18 protein-coding genes are annotated in these 18,615 nt (G+C 42.6%); 15 read left to right on the forward strand and 3 right to left on the reverse strand.

The features are described 5' to 3' along the window. The first annotated feature begins 2 nt into the window (after positions 1-2). From V1498_RS06860 to V1498_RS06905, 10 genes are all read left to right on the forward strand, one after another. On the forward strand, positions 3-4,706 hold the full coding sequence (locus V1498_RS06860; RefSeq protein WP_409297759.1) for a phage tail tape measure protein: 4,704 nt from the start codon (positions 3-5) through the stop codon (positions 4,704-4,706). Further along, complete coding sequence (locus V1498_RS06865) at positions 4,703-5,509, forward strand: phage tail family protein (RefSeq protein ID WP_409297761.1); 807 nt, start codon at positions 4,703-4,705, stop codon at positions 5,507-5,509. The genes V1498_RS06860 and V1498_RS06865 overlap by 4 nt, the downstream gene beginning before the upstream one ends. Next, positions 5,472-7,850: an SGNH/GDSL hydrolase family protein gene (locus V1498_RS06870; protein WP_409297763.1), complete on the forward strand. Its 2,379-nt coding sequence runs from the start codon at positions 5,472-5,474 to the stop codon at positions 7,848-7,850. Before V1498_RS06865 ends, V1498_RS06870 begins: the two co-directional genes overlap by 38 nt. An 84-nt stretch (positions 7,851-7,934) precedes the next feature. Next, positions 7,935-10,283: a phage tail spike protein gene (locus tag V1498_RS06875; RefSeq protein ID WP_409297765.1), complete on the forward strand. Its 2,349-nt coding sequence runs from the start codon at positions 7,935-7,937 to the stop codon at positions 10,281-10,283. Positions 10,284-10,299: 16 nt separating this feature from the next. Further along, on the forward strand, positions 10,300-10,461 hold the full coding sequence (locus V1498_RS06880) for a hypothetical protein (protein WP_409297766.1): 162 nt from the start codon (positions 10,300-10,302) through the stop codon (positions 10,459-10,461). Positions 10,462-10,551: 90 nt separating this feature from the next. Further along, a complete protein-coding gene (locus tag V1498_RS06885; protein ID WP_409297768.1) occupies positions 10,552-10,962 on the forward strand; it encodes a hypothetical protein in 411 nt (136 codons plus the stop codon). 4 nt (positions 10,963-10,966) lie between these two features. After that, positions 10,967-11,233 (forward strand): phage holin, encoded by a 267-nt coding sequence (locus V1498_RS06890; protein ID WP_409297770.1) that lies wholly within the window; start codon positions 10,967-10,969, stop codon positions 11,231-11,233. 43 nt (positions 11,234-11,276) lie between these two features. After that, a complete protein-coding gene (locus tag V1498_RS06895; protein ID WP_409297772.1) occupies positions 11,277-12,011 on the forward strand; it encodes an N-acetylmuramoyl-L-alanine amidase in 735 nt (244 codons plus the stop codon). A 186-nt stretch (positions 12,012-12,197) separates the two neighbouring features. Then, the gene (locus V1498_RS06900) at positions 12,198-12,851 is read left to right on the forward strand and encodes a hypothetical protein (RefSeq protein WP_409297773.1); all 654 of its coding nucleotides are present in this window, start codon (positions 12,198-12,200) and stop codon (positions 12,849-12,851) included. Continuing rightward, positions 12,841-13,458 carry a hypothetical protein gene (locus tag V1498_RS06905; protein WP_409297774.1) on the forward strand — a complete coding sequence of 206 codons (618 nt, stop codon included), beginning with the start codon at positions 12,841-12,843 and terminating at the stop codon, positions 13,456-13,458. Before V1498_RS06900 ends, V1498_RS06905 begins: the two co-directional genes overlap by 11 nt. A 39-nt stretch (positions 13,459-13,497) precedes the next feature. On the opposite strand, the gene V1498_RS06910 is transcribed toward V1498_RS06905, so the two are convergent. Genes V1498_RS06910 through V1498_RS06920 form a run of 3 tightly spaced genes read right to left on the reverse strand, consistent with a single transcriptional unit; the run spans position 13,498 to position 14,404 of the window. Then, positions 13,498-13,953: a hypothetical protein gene (locus V1498_RS06910; protein ID WP_409297776.1), complete on the reverse strand. Its 456-nt coding sequence runs from the start codon at positions 13,951-13,953 to the stop codon at positions 13,498-13,500. Continuing rightward, positions 13,950-14,198 carry a hypothetical protein gene (locus tag V1498_RS06915; protein ID WP_409297777.1) on the reverse strand — a complete coding sequence of 83 codons (249 nt, stop codon included), beginning with the start codon at positions 14,196-14,198 and terminating at the stop codon, positions 13,950-13,952. The genes V1498_RS06910 and V1498_RS06915 overlap by 4 nt, the downstream gene beginning before the upstream one ends. Next, positions 14,195-14,404, reverse strand: coding sequence for a helix-turn-helix transcriptional regulator (locus tag V1498_RS06920; RefSeq protein WP_409297779.1), 210 nt, complete (start codon positions 14,402-14,404; stop codon positions 14,195-14,197). Before V1498_RS06920 ends, V1498_RS06915 begins: the two co-directional genes overlap by 4 nt. 458 nt (positions 14,405-14,862) lie before the next feature. Between V1498_RS06920 and V1498_RS06925 the strand changes: the two genes are divergently transcribed. The 5 genes from V1498_RS06925 (at position 14,863) to comGB (ending at position 18,613) form a co-directional block, all read left to right on the forward strand. Then, the gene (locus V1498_RS06925; RefSeq protein WP_409297780.1) at positions 14,863-15,183 is read left to right on the forward strand and encodes a hypothetical protein; all 321 of its coding nucleotides are present in this window, start codon (positions 14,863-14,865) and stop codon (positions 15,181-15,183) included. An 11-nt stretch (positions 15,184-15,194) separates the two neighbouring features. Beyond that, on the forward strand, positions 15,195-16,364 hold the full coding sequence (locus V1498_RS06930; protein WP_409297782.1) for an FtsK/SpoIIIE domain-containing protein: 1,170 nt from the start codon (positions 15,195-15,197) through the stop codon (positions 16,362-16,364). Next, complete coding sequence (locus V1498_RS06935) at positions 16,345-16,983, forward strand: hypothetical protein (RefSeq protein ID WP_409297784.1); 639 nt, start codon at positions 16,345-16,347, stop codon at positions 16,981-16,983. The genes V1498_RS06930 and V1498_RS06935 overlap by 20 nt, the downstream gene beginning before the upstream one ends. A gap of 174 nt (positions 16,984-17,157) precedes the next feature. Next, positions 17,158-17,595: an ATPase, T2SS/T4P/T4SS family gene (locus V1498_RS06940; RefSeq protein WP_409297785.1), complete on the forward strand. Its 438-nt coding sequence runs from the start codon at positions 17,158-17,160 to the stop codon at positions 17,593-17,595. Next, a complete protein-coding gene (comGB, locus tag V1498_RS06945; RefSeq protein WP_409297787.1) occupies positions 17,582-18,613 on the forward strand; it encodes a competence type IV pilus assembly protein ComGB in 1,032 nt (343 codons plus the stop codon). Before V1498_RS06940 ends, comGB begins: the two co-directional genes overlap by 14 nt. Positions 18,614-18,615 lie beyond the last annotated feature (2 nt).

The following is an 18,615-nucleotide window of genomic DNA, read 5'->3' on the forward strand; positions in this document are numbered from 1 at the left end:
CAATGGCGGAAAGAATCGAAGGATTAGCGATAGGTCTGGACTTAGACCACCTGGCGCTCGACCGGGGCCTGACCGGCTTAAAAGACCGGCTCAAAACAGTGAACAGTGAAATGAAGGCGAATTTATCTGCTTTCGACCGCGCTGATCAGTCCGTAAGGAAATATGAGACTACATTAAGGGGCCTTAACAGCCGGGTTGAAGTACAAAAGAGAATTGTCCAGGAAGTGCGGGCAGAATATCACAGGATGGTCCAGGAATACGGGGAAGGATCTAAGCAAGCTGAGAAAGCGGCCCGGGAAGTCAACCATCAAGTGGCAGCCTTAAACAATCTGGAGCGGAACATCCAGCGCACAACCGACAGGCTGGGAGAGCTGCGGCGGGAACAGCGGTTGAATGAGTCAGGCTGGACAGGTATTAGCAAAAGACTGGAAGAAACGAGCAACCGTCTAACGCCCATAGGAGAGAAAATGCAAGCTGTGGGCAGAACGATGGCCATAAGTGTAACAGCTCCTCTTGCGGGTGTGGGGATCGCAGCCGTAAGAACAGGCATGGAATTCGACCAACAGATGAGTAAGGTGCAGGCGATATCTGGGGCAACTGGGGACCAATTAGGCAAGATGCGGGATCAGGCAATTAAATTAGGTTCCAGCACTACCAAATCCTCGTCTGAAGTTGCAGCAGGCATGAAAGAAATGGCGGCCGCAGGTTACTCTGTAAATGAGATCATGGCAGCGATGCCCGGGGTCATTGCTGCCAGTGAAGCCTCGGGAGCAGACATGGCCCAGACAGCAGAAACAATGTCCGCGGCACTTAACATTTTCGGTTTAGAGGCAGGAAAAGCTTCGGATGTTGCCGACATCTTAGCACAAACGGCTAATATATCGGCAGCAGATATTACGGACATGCAGTATGCATTGAAGTACGCAGGACCGCCGGCGGCCGCCCTGGGTGTCAGTCTTGAAGAACTGTCTGGATCCATTGGTATTATGACCAATGCCGGTATGAAAGGGGAACAGGCAGGGACCACTCTCCGTGCAGCCTTGCTCGGACTCTTGGATCCATCAGAAGAAAACAGCAAGCTCATGAACAAGATGGGTATCGAAATTACGGATGCCCAGGGGAACTTTGTGGGCCTCTCCCAGCTGGTCAGAAACTTATCCGAATCCATGCAAGGGCAAACTGAAACTCAAAAAGCAGCCACGCTGGCGAGCCTGGTGGGAACCGAGGCTGTTTCCGGAATGCTCTCTCTGATGAAGGCCGGCCCGGCAGAAATAGATAAGATGACCAAATCTCTCGAAAACAGCGGGGGAGCCTCTGCAAAGGCAGCGGCCACAATGACAGATAACTTTGCCGGGGCCATGGAGGAACTGAAAGGGACCATGGAGTCCATTGGGATCACAATATCTGATGAGCTCACTCCTTATATCAGGGATCTTGCGGAATGGCTTACAGCAATGGGGGAAAAGTTCCAGAATTTAAGTCCAGAAGGCAGAAAAGCCATTATAATATTTGGCCTTATCGCGGCCGGCATCGCCCCGGTCACCATAGCCCTCGGCGCGTTAATTACAAGCATAGGGGCAATATCAGGGGGCATCGGCTCAGCTGTTGGCTGGCTGGGGAAGCTTAGGAATAGCACCGGAGACACCGAAGAAGCCGTCAGAAACCTTGGAGATGCTGAAGCGGATGCAGTTAATAGAATCGAAGCTACAAACAATGCTCTAAATGATGGGGCTCAAGCAGTCCAGGATTATAATGACGCTGTGGATCCTACCCGGGGAAGTGTTGACCAGCTCGGAGACTCAGAACGGGATGCAACACGGCGGATAGAAGGTACTACAGAAGCGCTGAATGATGGGGAGAGGGCTCTACAGAATTACAATGAGAGCAGTTCCTCCACGGGTCAGGCTGTAGAAGGCATGGGTAACACAGCGCGGACTGCCGCAAACAGCGTGGATAGTGCCAATCAAGCAACTACCCGAGCCGGCAGAGGGATGACTTTGCTCCGGAGAGGGGCCGGTGTCGCAGGTACAGCAGTCACTGCCCTGGGAGGAAACTTTGGTACTGCGGCGGACCTTGCCGGCAGGTTAGTCCCACAACTCGGCAATGCTGAGGAAGGCTTTCTTGGAGTGCTCACTTCAGTAGCCGATTCCACAAATGGATTTGAGGATTTCAGACAGAATGCTGATGGCGCATCTGATTCAACGAATAACTTAAATAACCAAACGGGTGCAGCTGCAACAAATGTGAATCATCTAAATACAACTACTCAACATGCGGCAGGTAATGTGGCGGCATTGGGGAATACAGCCACCACAGCCGCAACGGCGGCCGGTAATTTAGGAACAGGGGCGGCAGCCTCTCGCGGAAGATTGGCAGGGCTGGGAGCAAGTGCGCTAACAGCGGTAAGAAATTTCGGAAGTATGTCTCGGATCATGGGGATAGCCAGGGTGGGCGTAGCAGCCTTTGGTGGGCCTGTGGGACTGCTGGCAACTGTTGGTCTTCCTGCATTAATAGCCGGCGGCGTAAAGCTGACTAAGCATCTAAAAGAGGAAAACATTCCGGCTATGGAAGACTTCGGCAGCAAAGTCTCTGACACCACGACAAAATCCATTCTTAGCTATAAAAAGTTGAATGATGATGCCACCGCACAGTTAAACCAGCTGAACTGGTCAGGGCAGAAAGTTTCCAAAGATATAGCAACAAAATTAACCGAAACATTCGCTGATATGGGGAATCAAATTTCAAGTAACTTGAAAAAAGATTATGATAAGTCCTATGGCACCATGACTCTCTTCTTCCAGAAAAGTAAGGCTATCAGTTCCAATACAGAGCAAGCGATCTTGGAGAATATGAGGCTGAAAAACTCTGAAAAAGAGAAGCTGGTTCAAGATTCACAAAAAAGAATAACTCAGATCTTCAACACTGCTTCTAAGGATAAAAGGAAATTAACTTCACAAGAACAGATGGAGATTAATACAATCCAGCAAAAAATGATGAACACGGCAGTGGAAACCCTGTCCAAAAGCGCTGTAGAGCAAAGAGTGATAATGGCCAAGTTAAGAACTGAGTCTTCATCAATTACAGCTCGCCAGGCATCCGAAACCATTCAAAATAGCAAAAAGGCTAAAGATGGCACCGTGAAAGAAGCGAATGACAAGTACAACAAGACCATAGCAGCCATTATACGAGAGCGCGATGAGACAGGATCCATCGGCAGGAGCATGGCGGACAAGCTGATTAAGGAAGCCAAAAGACAGCGGGATGAAGCTGTTAAAGCAGCTAAGGACATGCACAATAGAGTTGTAGATCAGGCAGTTAAGCAAGCAGGGAAGCACGGGGATGAAATAGACCGTGAGAGCGGAAAAGTACTAAGTACCTGGGATAAAATCTCGCAGGGTGTCCACAAAGTAATAAGCTGGTTTGGAAAAGTGTTCAAGGTCGAAGTGAGGGACGCACCTCCTACTGTTGGGGGCAGGCCGGTCCAGAGGGTATCTGGAGAACAGTATGCAAAGGGTACTTCAGCAAGCGGGCACCCGGGCGGCCCGGCAATTGTCGGGGAAAAAGGAAGGGAATTAGCCCACATCCCAGGACGCGGTCTCACAATGCTTGGAAGCCGGGGAGCAGAATACCATAGCAATCTCCCAAAAGGTACTTCCGTTTTGCCAAACAAGCATACAGAGAAGCTTTTGAAAAGCTATGGCTTTCCTGGGTACGAGGGTGGCATTGGAGATGCCTTCGACTGGATTATGAAAGGTCCAAAGGCTCTGCTTAATTACGGTTTCAAGAAATTCAATGTGACGGATCAGCTGCTGCCAGGATGGTTCAAGAGCATTACTGGAAATCCACTATCTCTTGTCAAAGACATGGCCTTGGGATGGGTAAAAGAGAAAATGGATGGGTTTATGTCCTCAGTTCCTTCCGCAGGCGCGGGTGTACAGAGGTGGGCAGAATTAGCATCCAAAGCATTGATGATGACCGGCCAATACACTGCCGACAATCTGAAGAGGATGCTGCACCAAATGGAGACTGAATCTGGAGGTAATCCACGGGCTATAAACCTGTGGGACATCAACGCCACCAAATACGGAACTCCAAGTAAAGGCCTCATGCAGGTGATAGACCCAACCTTTAGAAGCTTCGCCATGCCGGGATATGAAAAAGACATCTGGGACCCACTTTCTAATATGCTTGCCTCAATCCGTTATGCTGTTTCTCGTTATGGGACTTTGGCGAATGCTTATAGAGGTGTAGGCTATGCAGCTGGAGGCCGGATCACCAAGCCACAGATTGCAGCATTTGCAGAGAATGGATATCCGGAATATGCAATCACGACTGAGCCCAGGTACCGGCAGCGTTCCCTTGGTTTATATAATCAATTAGGGAAAGAGCTTGGTGTCCCTGATCAGCGAACAGAAGCCATGGCTTTATTGGCCATCACAGGCAAAGAAATTCAGCGAAACAATTCTTCAAAGTCCTCGAGTACAAGCGCGGCTAATAATATTCATGTGGAAAAAATACTCGAAAAGCTAAGTGAACAAGTGAAGGATACAAAAGACATCGTTGCTTTACTGGCTCAGCTGGTTTTGAAGGATACAACAGTTGTTATTGAGGGCGGGGCTCTCGGTGGTATTAGCTTGGATGATGTTGATCAGGGCCTAAGCAACCGATATACTTCTAAAATGAGAATTGCAGGTGTAAGGCCATGATTATCTATAAATCAGATGGTTCTCAGATTGATATTAAATCCTATGGATTGCGGTTTCTAAAAGTCGAGATTCCTTCTCCATCTTTAACCTATACCAGGGAGACGGTAGATGGGCAAGACGGAGACATAGTTCTTGATTCTCGGTATGAAAACAGACCGATAGTGCCTGAATTATTTTATCGATCAAAAGACATAGAGGATTATTACTTACTAGCTTCAGAATTGAATAGGCTGTTCGCAACCAAAGAAGCCTTCTATGTGGTTTTCCCTCGAGAACCACATAAGAGATGGCTTGTCAGGTTGGCGGAAGCATTCAAATTGAACAAGATAAATAGTAAAAGGGGAACTCTTAATTTAGAGTTTATTACAGAAAGCCCTTTTGCTGAGAGTGTGGGAACCACTTTAAATCCTCTGACTTTTGAATCTGATGTGTGGGGAGTGGGCATGGGAATCAAAGCGGATGATGTTAAGTATGTTCATTCCACGAATACATTTCAGATTTACAATCCTGGAGATATCCCTGTGGATCCGCGCAAGCATCATTTGGTCATTTCGTTTAAAGGGGCATCTACAAGTCTTAAAATCAAAAATGATACCACCGGAGAAGAATGGTCTTATACTCCTTCCACAGTGCCGACTGATATCATCGGGATTAACGGAATTAGATCCTTGAAGAATGGAACTAGTATTTTTAAAGATACAAATAAAAAACTCATTACCATTCAACCAGGATGGAATGATTTTACGGTAACGGGAGCAACTGATTTTGAAATCAGTTTTGACTTCCGTTTTTATTATTTATAAAGGCGGTGATGAAATGCCTAAATTCCCTTACAAACAAATGGGTGTGAGCATAGATCGGGAGTTCAGAAATGACCTAAATGAAACTCTAAAAGACATCGAATCTGACATCAAGGAATTAAATGGTGCTCAGCTAGGGGCGTTAGAAGCAGCTAACGAAGCTGAAACGCAAGCTTTGTATGCAGAAGAACAGGGGAACTTTGCGGAAGAAAAAGGGACATATGCTGGAGAACAAGGTGACTTTGCAAAAGCACAGGCCACATATTCTAAAGAGCAAGGTGATTATTCTAAATCGCAGGGTGATTATGCAAAACAAATAGGTGATAACGTTAAGACTCAATGGTTAACAGCAGTCAATACGTATTCCAACATTGCTACCACCTACCCTTCTCCAAAGTTTGGGGATACGGTTCAGACAATAGATGACAGCAAGATATATCGCTACGAAAATGGACAATGGAAATTTACTCAACAATATTCTGCCAATGCTTTAACTGATGTTCAAAATAAAATTGGGGATTTATCGCAAAATAAAGCTGATAAGATTTACTTAGATACACAACTCAGTTATATTGGCAATGCTTCACCGAAAAGTGCATATGCTACTTTAACAGCACTACAAACTGATTTCCCGACAGGCGCAACAGGAATTTTCGTAGTTCAAGAAGATGGAAAATGGTACTATTGGAATTCTTCCTCTTGGGTTGCAGGAGGAACATATCAAAGTACAGGAATAGCTGAGGATTCTATATCTCCCAGAATGGCAAAATTCTTAACAAAATCCACTAACTTGTTCAACAGAAACAAAGTTACGGATGGGTTGTTAGATCATACAACAGGGAACATTACAGCCTCCACAAATGATGTTGTAACAGATTTTATTGAAGCTTCTCCTAATCTATATTACGGATCCTATCCAAGTGGTCAATTTTCCTTTTATGATAAAAACAAAGTGTTTATTAGCGGTGTCACAAATACGAATTTCTCCACAAATAGAAAAGCGCCCGCTAACGCTGCCTTTATCCGATTCGGATTAACTAAAACAAATTTCAACTGGGTAGGGGCAAACGGAGAAAAAACTCAATTAAATTCCAGTCCAGCAACCTTTCCAAGCACACCCGCCTATGAAGATTATTATATAAAGTTCGGAGATTTAACTCTAAAAAGTGAAAATATTCCACAAGATGTTATGGCCTATATTTCCGCCAATCTCTCAGCATCCAGTATAAGCCCGGAGAAGACCAATTTTATGGAGATTAACACATCTGCTATAAAATTAGACAGTCTTTTAACAAAGGGGAGTCTGGATTACACAACGGGTACGGTTTCAGCCAGCACCACGGATTATGCGTCATCACGGATTGATCTTACCAAGTTTCTGAATAAGTTTGTTGTCTCGTCTGTTCCTGCTTCCGCCACGGTATTCGATAAAAATGGGGCAGTTCTTTCCACTTTTGCAAATTTAAATGGTGTAGCTTCCCGAAAAATTGTTTCCAATGCCAGTTATATGATTCTGGGAATCACAGGAGCCAATTACAACGGGGCATTAACTTTAAACCCTGGAACGATTATAAAATTTTTCGATGCAGCACAGACCGGGATAACCTTAGTGCCGTATGAAGATCCTACTCCAAAACTTAAAAATGTACTGGTTCCTTACAATGCGTTAGCCAATACTCCTATTGATATCAACAAAATCAATTTAAGTGCCTATGATTATTTAAAAGCACTATTTGTCAACGGGATTGCCTGCGGGGACAGCATCACAGAAGGAGCAAGGGAAACCACAAACGATGCATTTCGGGCAAAATCCTACCCGGTTTATTTATCCCGCATGAGTGGGTGGAATGTGACAAACGGCGGTGAAAGCGGAGCAACTACACTCCGATGGTGGCAGGTGGACTATCCAAAATTCAATTTTGCGGATTATGATTTTGCGATTATAAAATTAGGGCAAAATTCAGGTTTAACAGATACGCTGGCAGCAGATACCGCTTCCACACCATATGCCGATACAAACACAGGAGCCTATTGTAAAATCATCGAGGGTATGAAAGCGCAAAATCCTAAGATTAAGATTTTCCTTTGCTCCATAGAAAATGTTAATGATGCTATATCCAATGGAGTGATTCAGCAAATTGCAGCAAAATATAATCTACCTTATCTGGATTTAGCGAATAATGGACTATTTAACATTATGAGCAATGAATATCACCTCAATGGCGCTAACCAAACTCACGGGGTGCATTATAATACCATTGGTTATGTGACATTGGCAAAAGTCATTTATATGTCCATCATGAAGTGGATCAATAGTAACTATAGCACCTTTAGAGATTACTAAGGCATCCATTTATCTAAATATATACATTCAAATCCCCTTTCCGTAAAAAGGGGATTTTTATTTTCCAGGAAGGGCGGTGAATAAATGCTAATTATCACAGATCGGAACGGTATATCCGAACCCTTAGCGCATTTTAAGGATCTGGAACTAAATGATGAAGTGAATGGAGACTTTTCCCTTACGTTTACCACGTTTTCTATACCGCAGACTAGTCATGTATTTCCCTTGATCCAAGAGGAATCCATTGTGGAATGGGAAGGTTATGAATTCAGGATAAGGGGCTTTACAGAGGTCAAGAATTCAAAACTGGTTCGGGCCCCCAGTACCTTCTTTGATACCATCGACAATCCCATAGATCAGCTTATTGGCGGTAACAAAACTATTCAGGAAGCAGCCGCATTTGCGATGGCCGGCAGTGGCTGGACTTATGAAATACAAGGTGATTATGCTCAAGAGTTGCTATTCAACTTTGGAAACTCAAATACCTTGGCCATGATGAAAGAGCTTTGTAAAACCTTCAATTGTGAGCTGCAGATCTTGCCAGGCCGCCACATCGTTCTTTCTAAGCAAATTGGAACGGATGAAGATTTTCAATTCAGGTATAAGCATAATATCCAGGCTCTAAAGAGGGAAGTTAACACCGATAATCTGACCACAGCTATAAAGGGTTATGGAGCAAACGGATTGGAAGTGGAATATCGCTCTCCTAATGTGGCCATCTATGGTCTTAAATACGCTGAACCGATTTCAGACGATCGGTTCACTGTGGCGGAACATCTCATGGACCATATCAAGCAAAGTCTCAACGATGTACCGGAAGTGTCCATTGATCTTGAAGAGTTGGATTTGGGTGAACCAAGGGGCCTGGGGGACAAAGTTTGGCTGATTTATGAGCCATTAGGAATAGAGTTTCAAACCAGGATTCTTGCAAGGAAACTCAAGCCTTATCAGAAGGGCAGGAGTGTCTATACCATTGGAAACATCAAACCTAAGATTTCTGATATCCTGACAGAAACCCGCATCGAAGTTGACGAGAACAAAAGGGAATTTCGTTCTAAAATAGAACAGACTAATGAAAAGATTTCTTTAGAGGTTAAAAGATTAGATGGAGACCTTGAGGAAGCTTTTTCTAAGATTGAACTTACTTCTGACCGTATAGAATTGATTGTTTCTGAAACTGGAGAGATCAATGGAGAAAATATTGCTTCCTCCATCTCAATAAGCCCAACGGCTATTGATATCTTAAGTAACAGCATTAATTTAACTGGGAAAGTAACCTTTAGCTCATTTGATAGCAGCATGCAGGATTTAATTACTAATACGGAAGAGGCTGCTACTGACGCTCTGGATAGATTAATTGAACTTAGTGAGTCCGGAGCAAAAACAATTATCAACGGTGGAAATATTGTTTCAGGTACCATAACTGGAGTTAACTTTGCTACAATCACAGATCCTGATTCCGGAAAGCTTACCATTACAGGAAGCATCCTAAAAACTGAAAAATACGGAACTGGCGGCCAGGAATATGTAGTTCTAAGGAATGGGCAGCTGGAGATTAGGACTCGGTCAGATATCACCGGTACTCTCCAGACCGTGCGGATCGATGGAAACCTTGGTTTCTTAATCAATTCAAATCAAACCCCTGATGCCAGCATGCGTTTGGATTATTATGAAACCGAATCTGATGCTCTAACTGCAACATATCGACTACGTGCCTGGAGTACAGACGAAAACATCGATAAAGTGAATCTTAAAATTGAGGCTCTATCGGACCTTAAAATCAACACGAAGTTTGGTAACCTATATTGGAACGGCCAAACAGTTGCCACTCGAAACTGGGTTTTAGAGAATGCTGCAGGTTATCAAGCCGGAGACAGTGCCTATTTTGGTTATGTAAATAGCTCAGGTAACATTGACGCTGATGGGCAGGTTTGGGGATACACAGTAAAGGCAACAAGCGCTGTATATGCCGGATCTATAGAAATTGGAAATGGTACACACTTTTGGAACAGCAGTGGCAGCGTGTACTGTGCGTTTCTTAAAGATTATGGCAATGCAACCATAGACAAAAATCTAACAGTAAGTGGTACATTCTCAAATCCTTCTGATCAACGGTTAAAGTGTGAGGTTAGTGACTTTGAAACCGATGCGCTGAAGGGAATTACTGATTTGAATTACATCAATTTTAATTACCACTGGGATGATCTTGATGCAAAGTCCAGAATTGGATTCTTTGCTCAGGAAGCGCCTGTTGAGATTATCCAGGAAGATGAATATGGGATATTAAGCTATGATGTGCTTTCCACGCTTTCATACAACATGGTCGCAACTAAGCAGCTGAATCTTAAAGTAGAAAACAAGTTTGCGGAGTATGAGGCGCAAATCCAGTCCTTACAGAAGCGAGTGGAAGAATTATCAGGAAAAGTATCTTAAATTGGGGGAATAGATCATGGAACAAAAAGAAAAGGCATTAGATATCAACCTGGTACTCAATGAGTACGATGCACAATTGATGGCTGCTAACCGTGAGATCATGATCCTCAGGGCAAGAGTGAAGGGGCTCGAACTTGATAAGGGACAAGAGAAAAAGGAAACAAAAACACAGAAGTAAGACTGAAAGCACCAGCGTAAAGGAGGTGTTTTTTTTATTGTATCAAAGCTGCAGGGTGAGACAGAGAGAACATGATAAGGGGGAATATCCTTGGAGGAGATGGATATGCCACATCGATTGGAAGATCATGAAAAAAGGATTGGACAGCTAGAACTAAATTACGGGAAAGTCATTGAAGATTTGGGTGAGGTTAGAAAAGAAAATGCTCAAATCAAGCAAGGACAAGTCCAAATTGAAAATACCGTATTAAAAGAATTCAGTTCCCAAAAAGAACTCACCACGAAATTGTTAGAGCATACATTGGATATCAAGAAGCTCAAGACTGTGGAAGAAGGGGAAATGAATAAAATCAGGGCTACCCAAGAAGGAGAAATCACGAAGACAAAGATAACGACTCGAAAAGATCTCTTCCTAGGGCTGTGCGGCGGATCTGGCATAGTTGGATTGGTATCTTTTGTTATTACTAAATGGGACAACATTATGAAATGGTTCGGAGGCTAAAGACATGATCAATTGGACTGTGCGATTCAAGAATAAACTCTGGGTTATGGCCTTTGTGTCACAACTTTTTATTTTGGCAGAAATTCTATTGGTGGGTGCTCATGCTGTTGGTCTCACGGATTTTCAGCTAACAGAGGAAATTAAGGGCTGGGTTCTGGCCGTCATCAATGCTCTTTTTGGAGTTTTCTCCACATTGGGGAATATTCAGGATCCGACCACAGCCGGCCTGGGGGATAGTGCCAGGGCGCAAAACTATACAGAACCTAAATGAGCTGCCTGCGGGTGGCTTTTTTTAATGAAAGGGGAAAAACAAGATGCCAAAAGTTGCATTGTCATATGGCCACGGTGCCAACACATATGAGGACGTGCGCTCAAAATTCGTAATTGTTGGCGGCAAGGTCTATGAAGAACACACTTTCAATGCTACAGTCGGTGAAAAAGTCCGTGCTATCCTGGAAAGACACGGGGTAGACGTTCTAGTCGTTCAGCCACCAATGGGTAAGGACGTCCCTCTACAGGTTCGTACCGACAAGGCTGATAAATGGAAAGCCGATCTATACTGGTCCATTCACGCAAACGCAGCTTCACCTTCAGCACGTGGCTTGTGCGCTTTCTATTGGAAAACTTCCCCGGATGGCAAAAGGGCGGCTGACCTGTATGCTAAGTTTGCCAAAGAGTATGGATTCCCGCTTTATTCAGGTGGCACATATCCTTCACAGCGCGGCGATTGGACAAACTTTCATGAGCTAAGGGAAACGGATATGCCGGCCGTCATCACAGAAAATGGCTTCATGACCAATCCTGATGACTTTGAATTAATTTTCAAGAACAAGGACGGGTTTTATGATTCCCTATCTTTAATCCACGCTAAGGCCATTCTTGCATACCTGGGCATTGCTTATAAAGCGCCCGCAAAGCCTGCAACTGTAGCACCAAAGAAAAAGTTCATCTTCACCACAGGGACCTTCACGGAAGGTTATCCAGCAATCGAGGACTTTGAGAAATTCATGAAGGATAAAAACTTTAAATACAAGAAGCTGGAAATTTAATGAAAAGTGTCCCTTCTCTATTAGAGAAGGGCTTTTTGTTTTTTTAAAAAAAGAAAGGGTATTTACACTTTACAGAAACATTACAAAAATGGAGAATAATAGATTATAATGGTAATGACTTATGGATTTTGTAACTTTTTGTAATAAAAAGATGGTTTATATCCTTTGAATATAAGGAGAGAGCTTATGGAGAGAAAAGAAGTTTCATTTGAAACTATAGAAGAAGAGTTATATTTGAACGAGGGGTATGCGGACCTATTATCTCAATTCGAGAGAGATAAAAGCATAGTTAGCAAGTTAGAAGAACTACTCAGCCATTTAAAAGCAGAAGAAAATTACCCTTTTTTCTTAATTGACTTAGCTGAGACCATTTTCCCTAGGTTTATAGGATCTAAAGCTGCTAATTTTGTGGTTCATATACTCGCGAAAGGTTTTGACCAAGCAGACCTTTCAAAGGATTTTGATTTTCAGTTATACGTAATGGTGAAAAAATTCGGGATACTCTTTGTAAGTGCAATGAAATATGTGAACAATCAGATGGATTTTTCAACCAGCCAGTATATAGGTACAAATGAACAAGATAGAACAATGATAAGGCTAATTAGGTCAGACCAATCAACTTTAGTGTTTAACCTTGATCAAGATTCGCTAACTCATATGATAGCCCGCTTATCTTATCATTTGCTCTCTTCTATACAATTCAGTTCAAAAAGACCATCAGAGGAAAAGTTTGATGAATTAATGTATAATCATTATTCCTTAATGATAGAGATGGGAATTCTAGAACCAGCTGAGCTTGACGAAGATGAAGATGAAGAAGATGAAGAAGATGAAAGATAATCAAGCACTTAAAATCGTGGTTGATAACTCTAGGAAAGAAGAAAAAGTACATTTAGACCATTCTATTCCGGAGCAGCTATCTAGAATCATTAGAGGTTATGCTAATCGTCCTGAAGTGAGCAATAAGAATTCATCCTTTCATGGGAAGTCCTTTTCTGCTACTGGAACATATTATAAAAGCAAAGAACCCGATGAAATAAAATCAATTCTTGAAGGAATAAAAGCGCTCAAAGCCGAATTGATTAGTGTAAAAGATACATTGCAAGTGATTGAACAAATTTCTCCTGATAAGGAGGAGGATAACTATATGTATGAGCTAAAAGAAGTTATACAGAAATTAGATGATACAAATGTACGAATCGCAAAAATAGAAACTTCACTGGCTGTAATTGAAGAAAGATCCAAAAAACTTGATGTACTGGACAAAATTCAGGAAAGTATTAATTCTTTACGTCAAGATATACCTCAAGATAGGCAAAACTTAGCATCTAAAGATTTTGTTTCCAAAGAAATATCAGGCGCAAAGCTTTGGATAGTTATAACAGCAATTGCAACGGGACTTACACTAATAGGTACCGTCGCAACGGTAATTCGAGTCTTCATGTAATATAAAAAAAGACCCTTCTCATTCGAGAGGGGCCATTTTTTATTTCTTCTCTAAAATTGTGGCGGTAATGGATGGCATACCCAAGTCATTTTTTCCAGTGTACACTCCGTAGACAGTTACCTGATCCCCTTGAGAAATGGAAAAATCAGTTCCTAATAACTTTACAGAATACACTCCGAAACCGTCGCCTTCATTTGAAGTTAAAGTAAATTCATAGATTGGACCATCCGGCTGAGTAATTAAGGTGATTTCGCCGGTTATAAACAATTTCGTTTTCTCAGCAACTTCACCACCATTTACTGCAACAAAGTCAGCCTCCTTGGCTTCTTTCTTCAATGCCGCATTGAGCTCTTCCTGTGATGGTTCTGGCTCAGTTACCGCCTTCTCCTCAGCTTTAGGCTCACTTGCTGCAGGTTCCGCCTTCTCCTCTTCGTTACATCCAAACAAAGTGAACGTTAAGCCGATACATAAAAGTGATTTGAATAGATTACTCATTGTTGCACTCCTTCTAAAGTTTTTACTAATTCTGTAATATCCTTCTCTTCATAGGTAACTTTCACAATCGATGCCTCAGCAAAGTAGCCAGACAGCCTTCTTAATTTCCTGATCCATTCAAAAGCTACTGCAGCTGCTTCTTTGTCTGAATCCTCCGTAAATCTACGGCTGTTCACCGGAAAGGTTCCCCTTTGAAGAGACCTCGCTTCATTTACCAGGAGTACTACCTCGATATTGATCTTCATTCTTCACCTTCCTTTCTAATCCAAATATCCCTAATATCTGTTTGTAATTCCTCGGAGATTCTGTAAGCCACTGAGAATGAAGGTAAAGTTCTGTTATTTACCAAAGAACTCATGGCTGCTCGGCTAATACCTAACCTATTTGCAAAATCGCCATGCTGCAGATCTCTTTCAGCAAGCATCACTTTTAATCTGCATTTAAAAATCATATATGTTTCACCTCAAATATCTATTCCACTGTCTATATACAATATCCTTTTTAATTTTTTTATATGGACAAGATAACTGGACATACAGTTCTCCATAGGCTGTTAACACGAAAGCTAAACAGTAGATAAACAGAATAAACTCAGTACTAACTGTTTTTTTCTTATCTTTTTAATCATTATCTACTCTTTATCACTAATGCAATAGTACAAGAAAAAAAGCAGGGAAGTGGCTAATAAACAAACATGTTTAAAGGAGGGAACGAAGTGAGTGACGTGGGGAAGTGTGAGGGGGTTCGGTTTGTCGTTGAGCTTAGTGAGCTAAACTCAGTCATTTTAGAAACCTATCTGACTCATTGTCTAATAAGAATGGAGAAGTCCACAGATTATAATTTTGTAGAGAGCCAGATTGCTTTATTTAAGGAGATTGAAAAGGAAATCAAGCAGAGGAAGGTGCAGTCATGTTTGCAAAGAAAATAGAGGTTATTCCCTTTAAGGACTTTATGAGCCCGCCAGCTCCATCCACAAGGAAAACACCTCTACCTACGAAAGTATATTCAATTTTCCCTGCCTTTACGATTAAATCATTGTTTCCTATGGGAGACCCGACATTCACCTTATTCCTGGTAGCTGCAGGAGCTATAACAGGAATAGCCCTGACTGAAAAGTTTTTAGAAGCATTCGATTTAGATGATGTAGCGAGTGTTATATCCACAACTTCAAAGTTTCTTATACCCACAGCAGGCCTATGCGGCATTGTCTGGGTGCTATTATTTCTGTAGGGGATGAGTAAATGGGAATGCGAATATGGATTTTAAAACAGAGGTCCAAAACTTATTTGAAGAAAGCGTTTAGGAGTGCCGGCTTATCTATTCACTATAAGCAAGGAGATAAGGAAACTTCAAAATACCCTAAGATACATGCGGTTAATGTGGATAAGGAAAACCAGAAGATATCTTTTGTTTTCACGCTGATCAATGGTACGGATCCAAAAGAGGTTAAAAAGAAGGAATATGTCTTTAAGCAATACTTTGGTAAAAACATTCAAATTGATGGTGACCTTAAGAAATTCACATTGACGGTGTTCCAGACCACAATGCCCAATGAATTGATGTATAAATTTGAGGAAATACAGCAGGTCGTTGCTGCTCACAAATTAGGCATCATCTGTGGAAAGGACCGCAACGGCCAGTATGTATCTTTTGATTTGCTCGAGCAACCACATATCTTAATAGCCGGAGAAACCGGATCGGGGAAGTCTACACAATTGCGATCGATTCTGACCACACTCATTTGCTCTAAAAAGCCTGAAGAATTAGAGCTTTATTTGGGGGATTGCAAGAAGTCCGAGTTTCATATATTCCGAAAGGTTGAGCATACAAAATGCGTTTTAAGTGATGGGAAATCTATAGCCAAGATGCTTAAACACATCAAGAAGGAATTGGATGAACGTAGTGATTTAACAGAGACATTTGAAGTCAGTCATGTGGATGATCTCCCAGCTGAGCACCGGCGGCCGTACATCGTGGTATGTATTGATGAATTCGTCATGCTGAGAAAAGATGAAAAAGTGATGGAGATATTAACGGAGCTTGTGGCAATTGGGAGGACCCTGGGAGTCTTCGCTATACTCTCCATGCAGCGCCCGAATGGTAAAGTACTCGATACCACAATAAGGGCTAATTTAACGGTAAGCATGGGGTTTAAGCTGAGGGATAAAATTGAATCACGAATTGTTAATACTCCTGGTGCAGATGAAATTGATACCAAAGGCCGGATGATCATGAACAGTGATAAATTATATGAGCTCCAGGCACCTTATTTGAAATTAGAGAAGGCGAAGAAGATATTAAGCCCTTTGATGGTATCCAAGGACGCTAAAGAAGTAGCTCCAGAGGTAAAAGAGGCAGTCAAACAATTAACCGAAAAGGACGTGTTCAATGATGTCATTGACCAACCGTGATAAAGAGATTATTAAGGACCTCAACAAATTTCGTGTCATGGATCGGGACTCGATTGCAGCATTGCATTTTTCCAAGTTGAAGAATCCTACACTGGCTGCTAATAATGTATTGCTTAGATTACTTCGAGAGGGCCATATTCAGCGCTCTACAGCATTTGTCCCATATGTATACTTTGGGCCGGATGTGCAGATGAAGAAGAACAGTGCAAAGATAGGACACTTCCTTGCGATTGTAAATGTTTATAAGGAATTAAAGATACTAGGGCAGCTCGAATCTTTTCTGGTTGAACCTAAATACGGTAAGAAGGGAGAAGGCGCGGAACCGGATGTTTATTGTGTCTTTCGTAAAACACAATTCTTTGTGGAAGTTCAAAACTCCTATTTTAATGAAAAGCAAATGGAGGAGAAGTTAGATCGATACCTGGACCTTTATAATAGCAGAACTATCCAGGGACCCTTTCCACATGTTCTTATTCTCTCTGATCAGCGTTATGGCATTGGTGGCGGGTACCCATTCAAGTTATTCCAGGCTGAATCCTTCACCCAATTTATCCAGTCTTTACAAAGGGAAACACCAGTACAAGCGAAAGACCAAAAAGTGAAGATAAAGATAGGATAAAAAAAAGGCCGTGCGGATTGACCACATGACCACAGAATGACCACGAACTAGATAGGATTAGTTCGAAGTTCTTCATATTTAACAGAGAATAAAAAGTAAGAGAGTAAGGAAATTAAACACTGGTTCATACTGATTCATACTAGGTAAATTAGTGCCAATAGTTCTGATATCATTATGGTCGGTGAAATCAGGGATGCCGAGACAGCCCGCATCGCGGTGAGGGCCTCATTGACCGGCCATCTTATCCTTTCGACCATGCATACCCGGGATGCTAAAGGCGCCGTCTACCGGCTGCTGGAATTCGGTCTGAGTCTGCATGAGATAAAGCAGACCCTGATTGCGGTGACAGCTCAGAGACTTCTTGAATTGAAGTGTCCCGTCTGCAAAGGGGAATGCAGCGGGAATTGCGGCAGAAGACTGAAAAGCAGGCGGGTCAGTGTATATGAACTGCTTTATGGGAAGACTCTGGGTGCCGTCATCGGAGAAGCAGAAGGAAAATCAGAAAAGTTCAAGCCAAGAGATCTCAAGGATGAAATCAGCAAGGCTGTTGCCCTTGGATATGTTACAGATGCGGAATTTTACAGATGGGTCTATGAATATGAAAACGAGTAAATGGCAAGTGAAGGAACAGGCACTCTTTTTGATTGAGCTGGGAGAACTGCTGGAGCTTGGCTACTCGCTGCTTCATGCACTCCATTTCCTGCAGCTTAATAAAAGCACCAAAAAGGCAAGGGACCTGGATTACGCAGTGGAATTGTTAAGGGGCGGGCACCCGCTGCACTCCGTTCTTGACTCCCTTGAATTCCATCGGAGCATGACCAGTTATGTGTTTTTTTCAGAACAGCACGGCATGCTTTCTTCCTCCTTAAAAGATGCTGGGACATTTTGGCTGAAAAGAAGCCAGGATGGCGATAAGATAAAAAAACTCATGTTTTACCCCGTTTTGCTGCTCTTTTTTGCCCTTCTTGTTTTCTATGGATTCGATCGTATGCTCCTGCCAAAGTTCCAGATGCTGTTTTCATCCATGGATACCTCAGCCAATATATACCTCAATTCTGTGATAACTTTTTCTAAACTTATCAAGCTTTCACCCTATTTTTTGGGCGCTGCTATTGCGTTATGCTTCGCCGTCTACTTTATCTGGTACAAAAATTTGAATCCACTGAAGAAAATGGCGTTCCTCCTGAAAATCCCCATAGCCGGAAATTTTATCAGACTTTATACCACCCAGTTTTTCACCAGCCAGCTGAGCGGGCTCCTCACTGGGGGATTGTCCATCAATGAGATTTTCCAGCTGTTTTCCAAAACAAAGCAGCAGCCGTTCTTTCACCAGCTGAGTAAAAAGATCCAGGCTGAGCTGACGAGGGGAAGTACTCTCGAAAGCATTCTATCAGGCCTGCCTTATTTCGAGAAAAATTTAGCTGCAATTACGGCAAGCGGCCAGAAGTATGGAAAGCTGGATAAGGAGCTTTACTATTACAGTAAAAAGCTTTTGTCAGTCATGGAAGAGCGGATAGAACTATACCAGCGGATCATACAGCCGGCCTTGTTTACCATTATCGGCCTGCTGATTGTCAGCATTTATATGGCAGTGCTTATGCCGATGTATTCGCTGCTCAACACTTTATAGGA

The organism is Paraperibacillus marinus, from assembly GCF_046237605.1.
Taxonomy (GTDB): Bacteria; Bacillota; Bacilli; order Bacillales; family DSM-1321; genus Paraperibacillus; species Paraperibacillus marinus.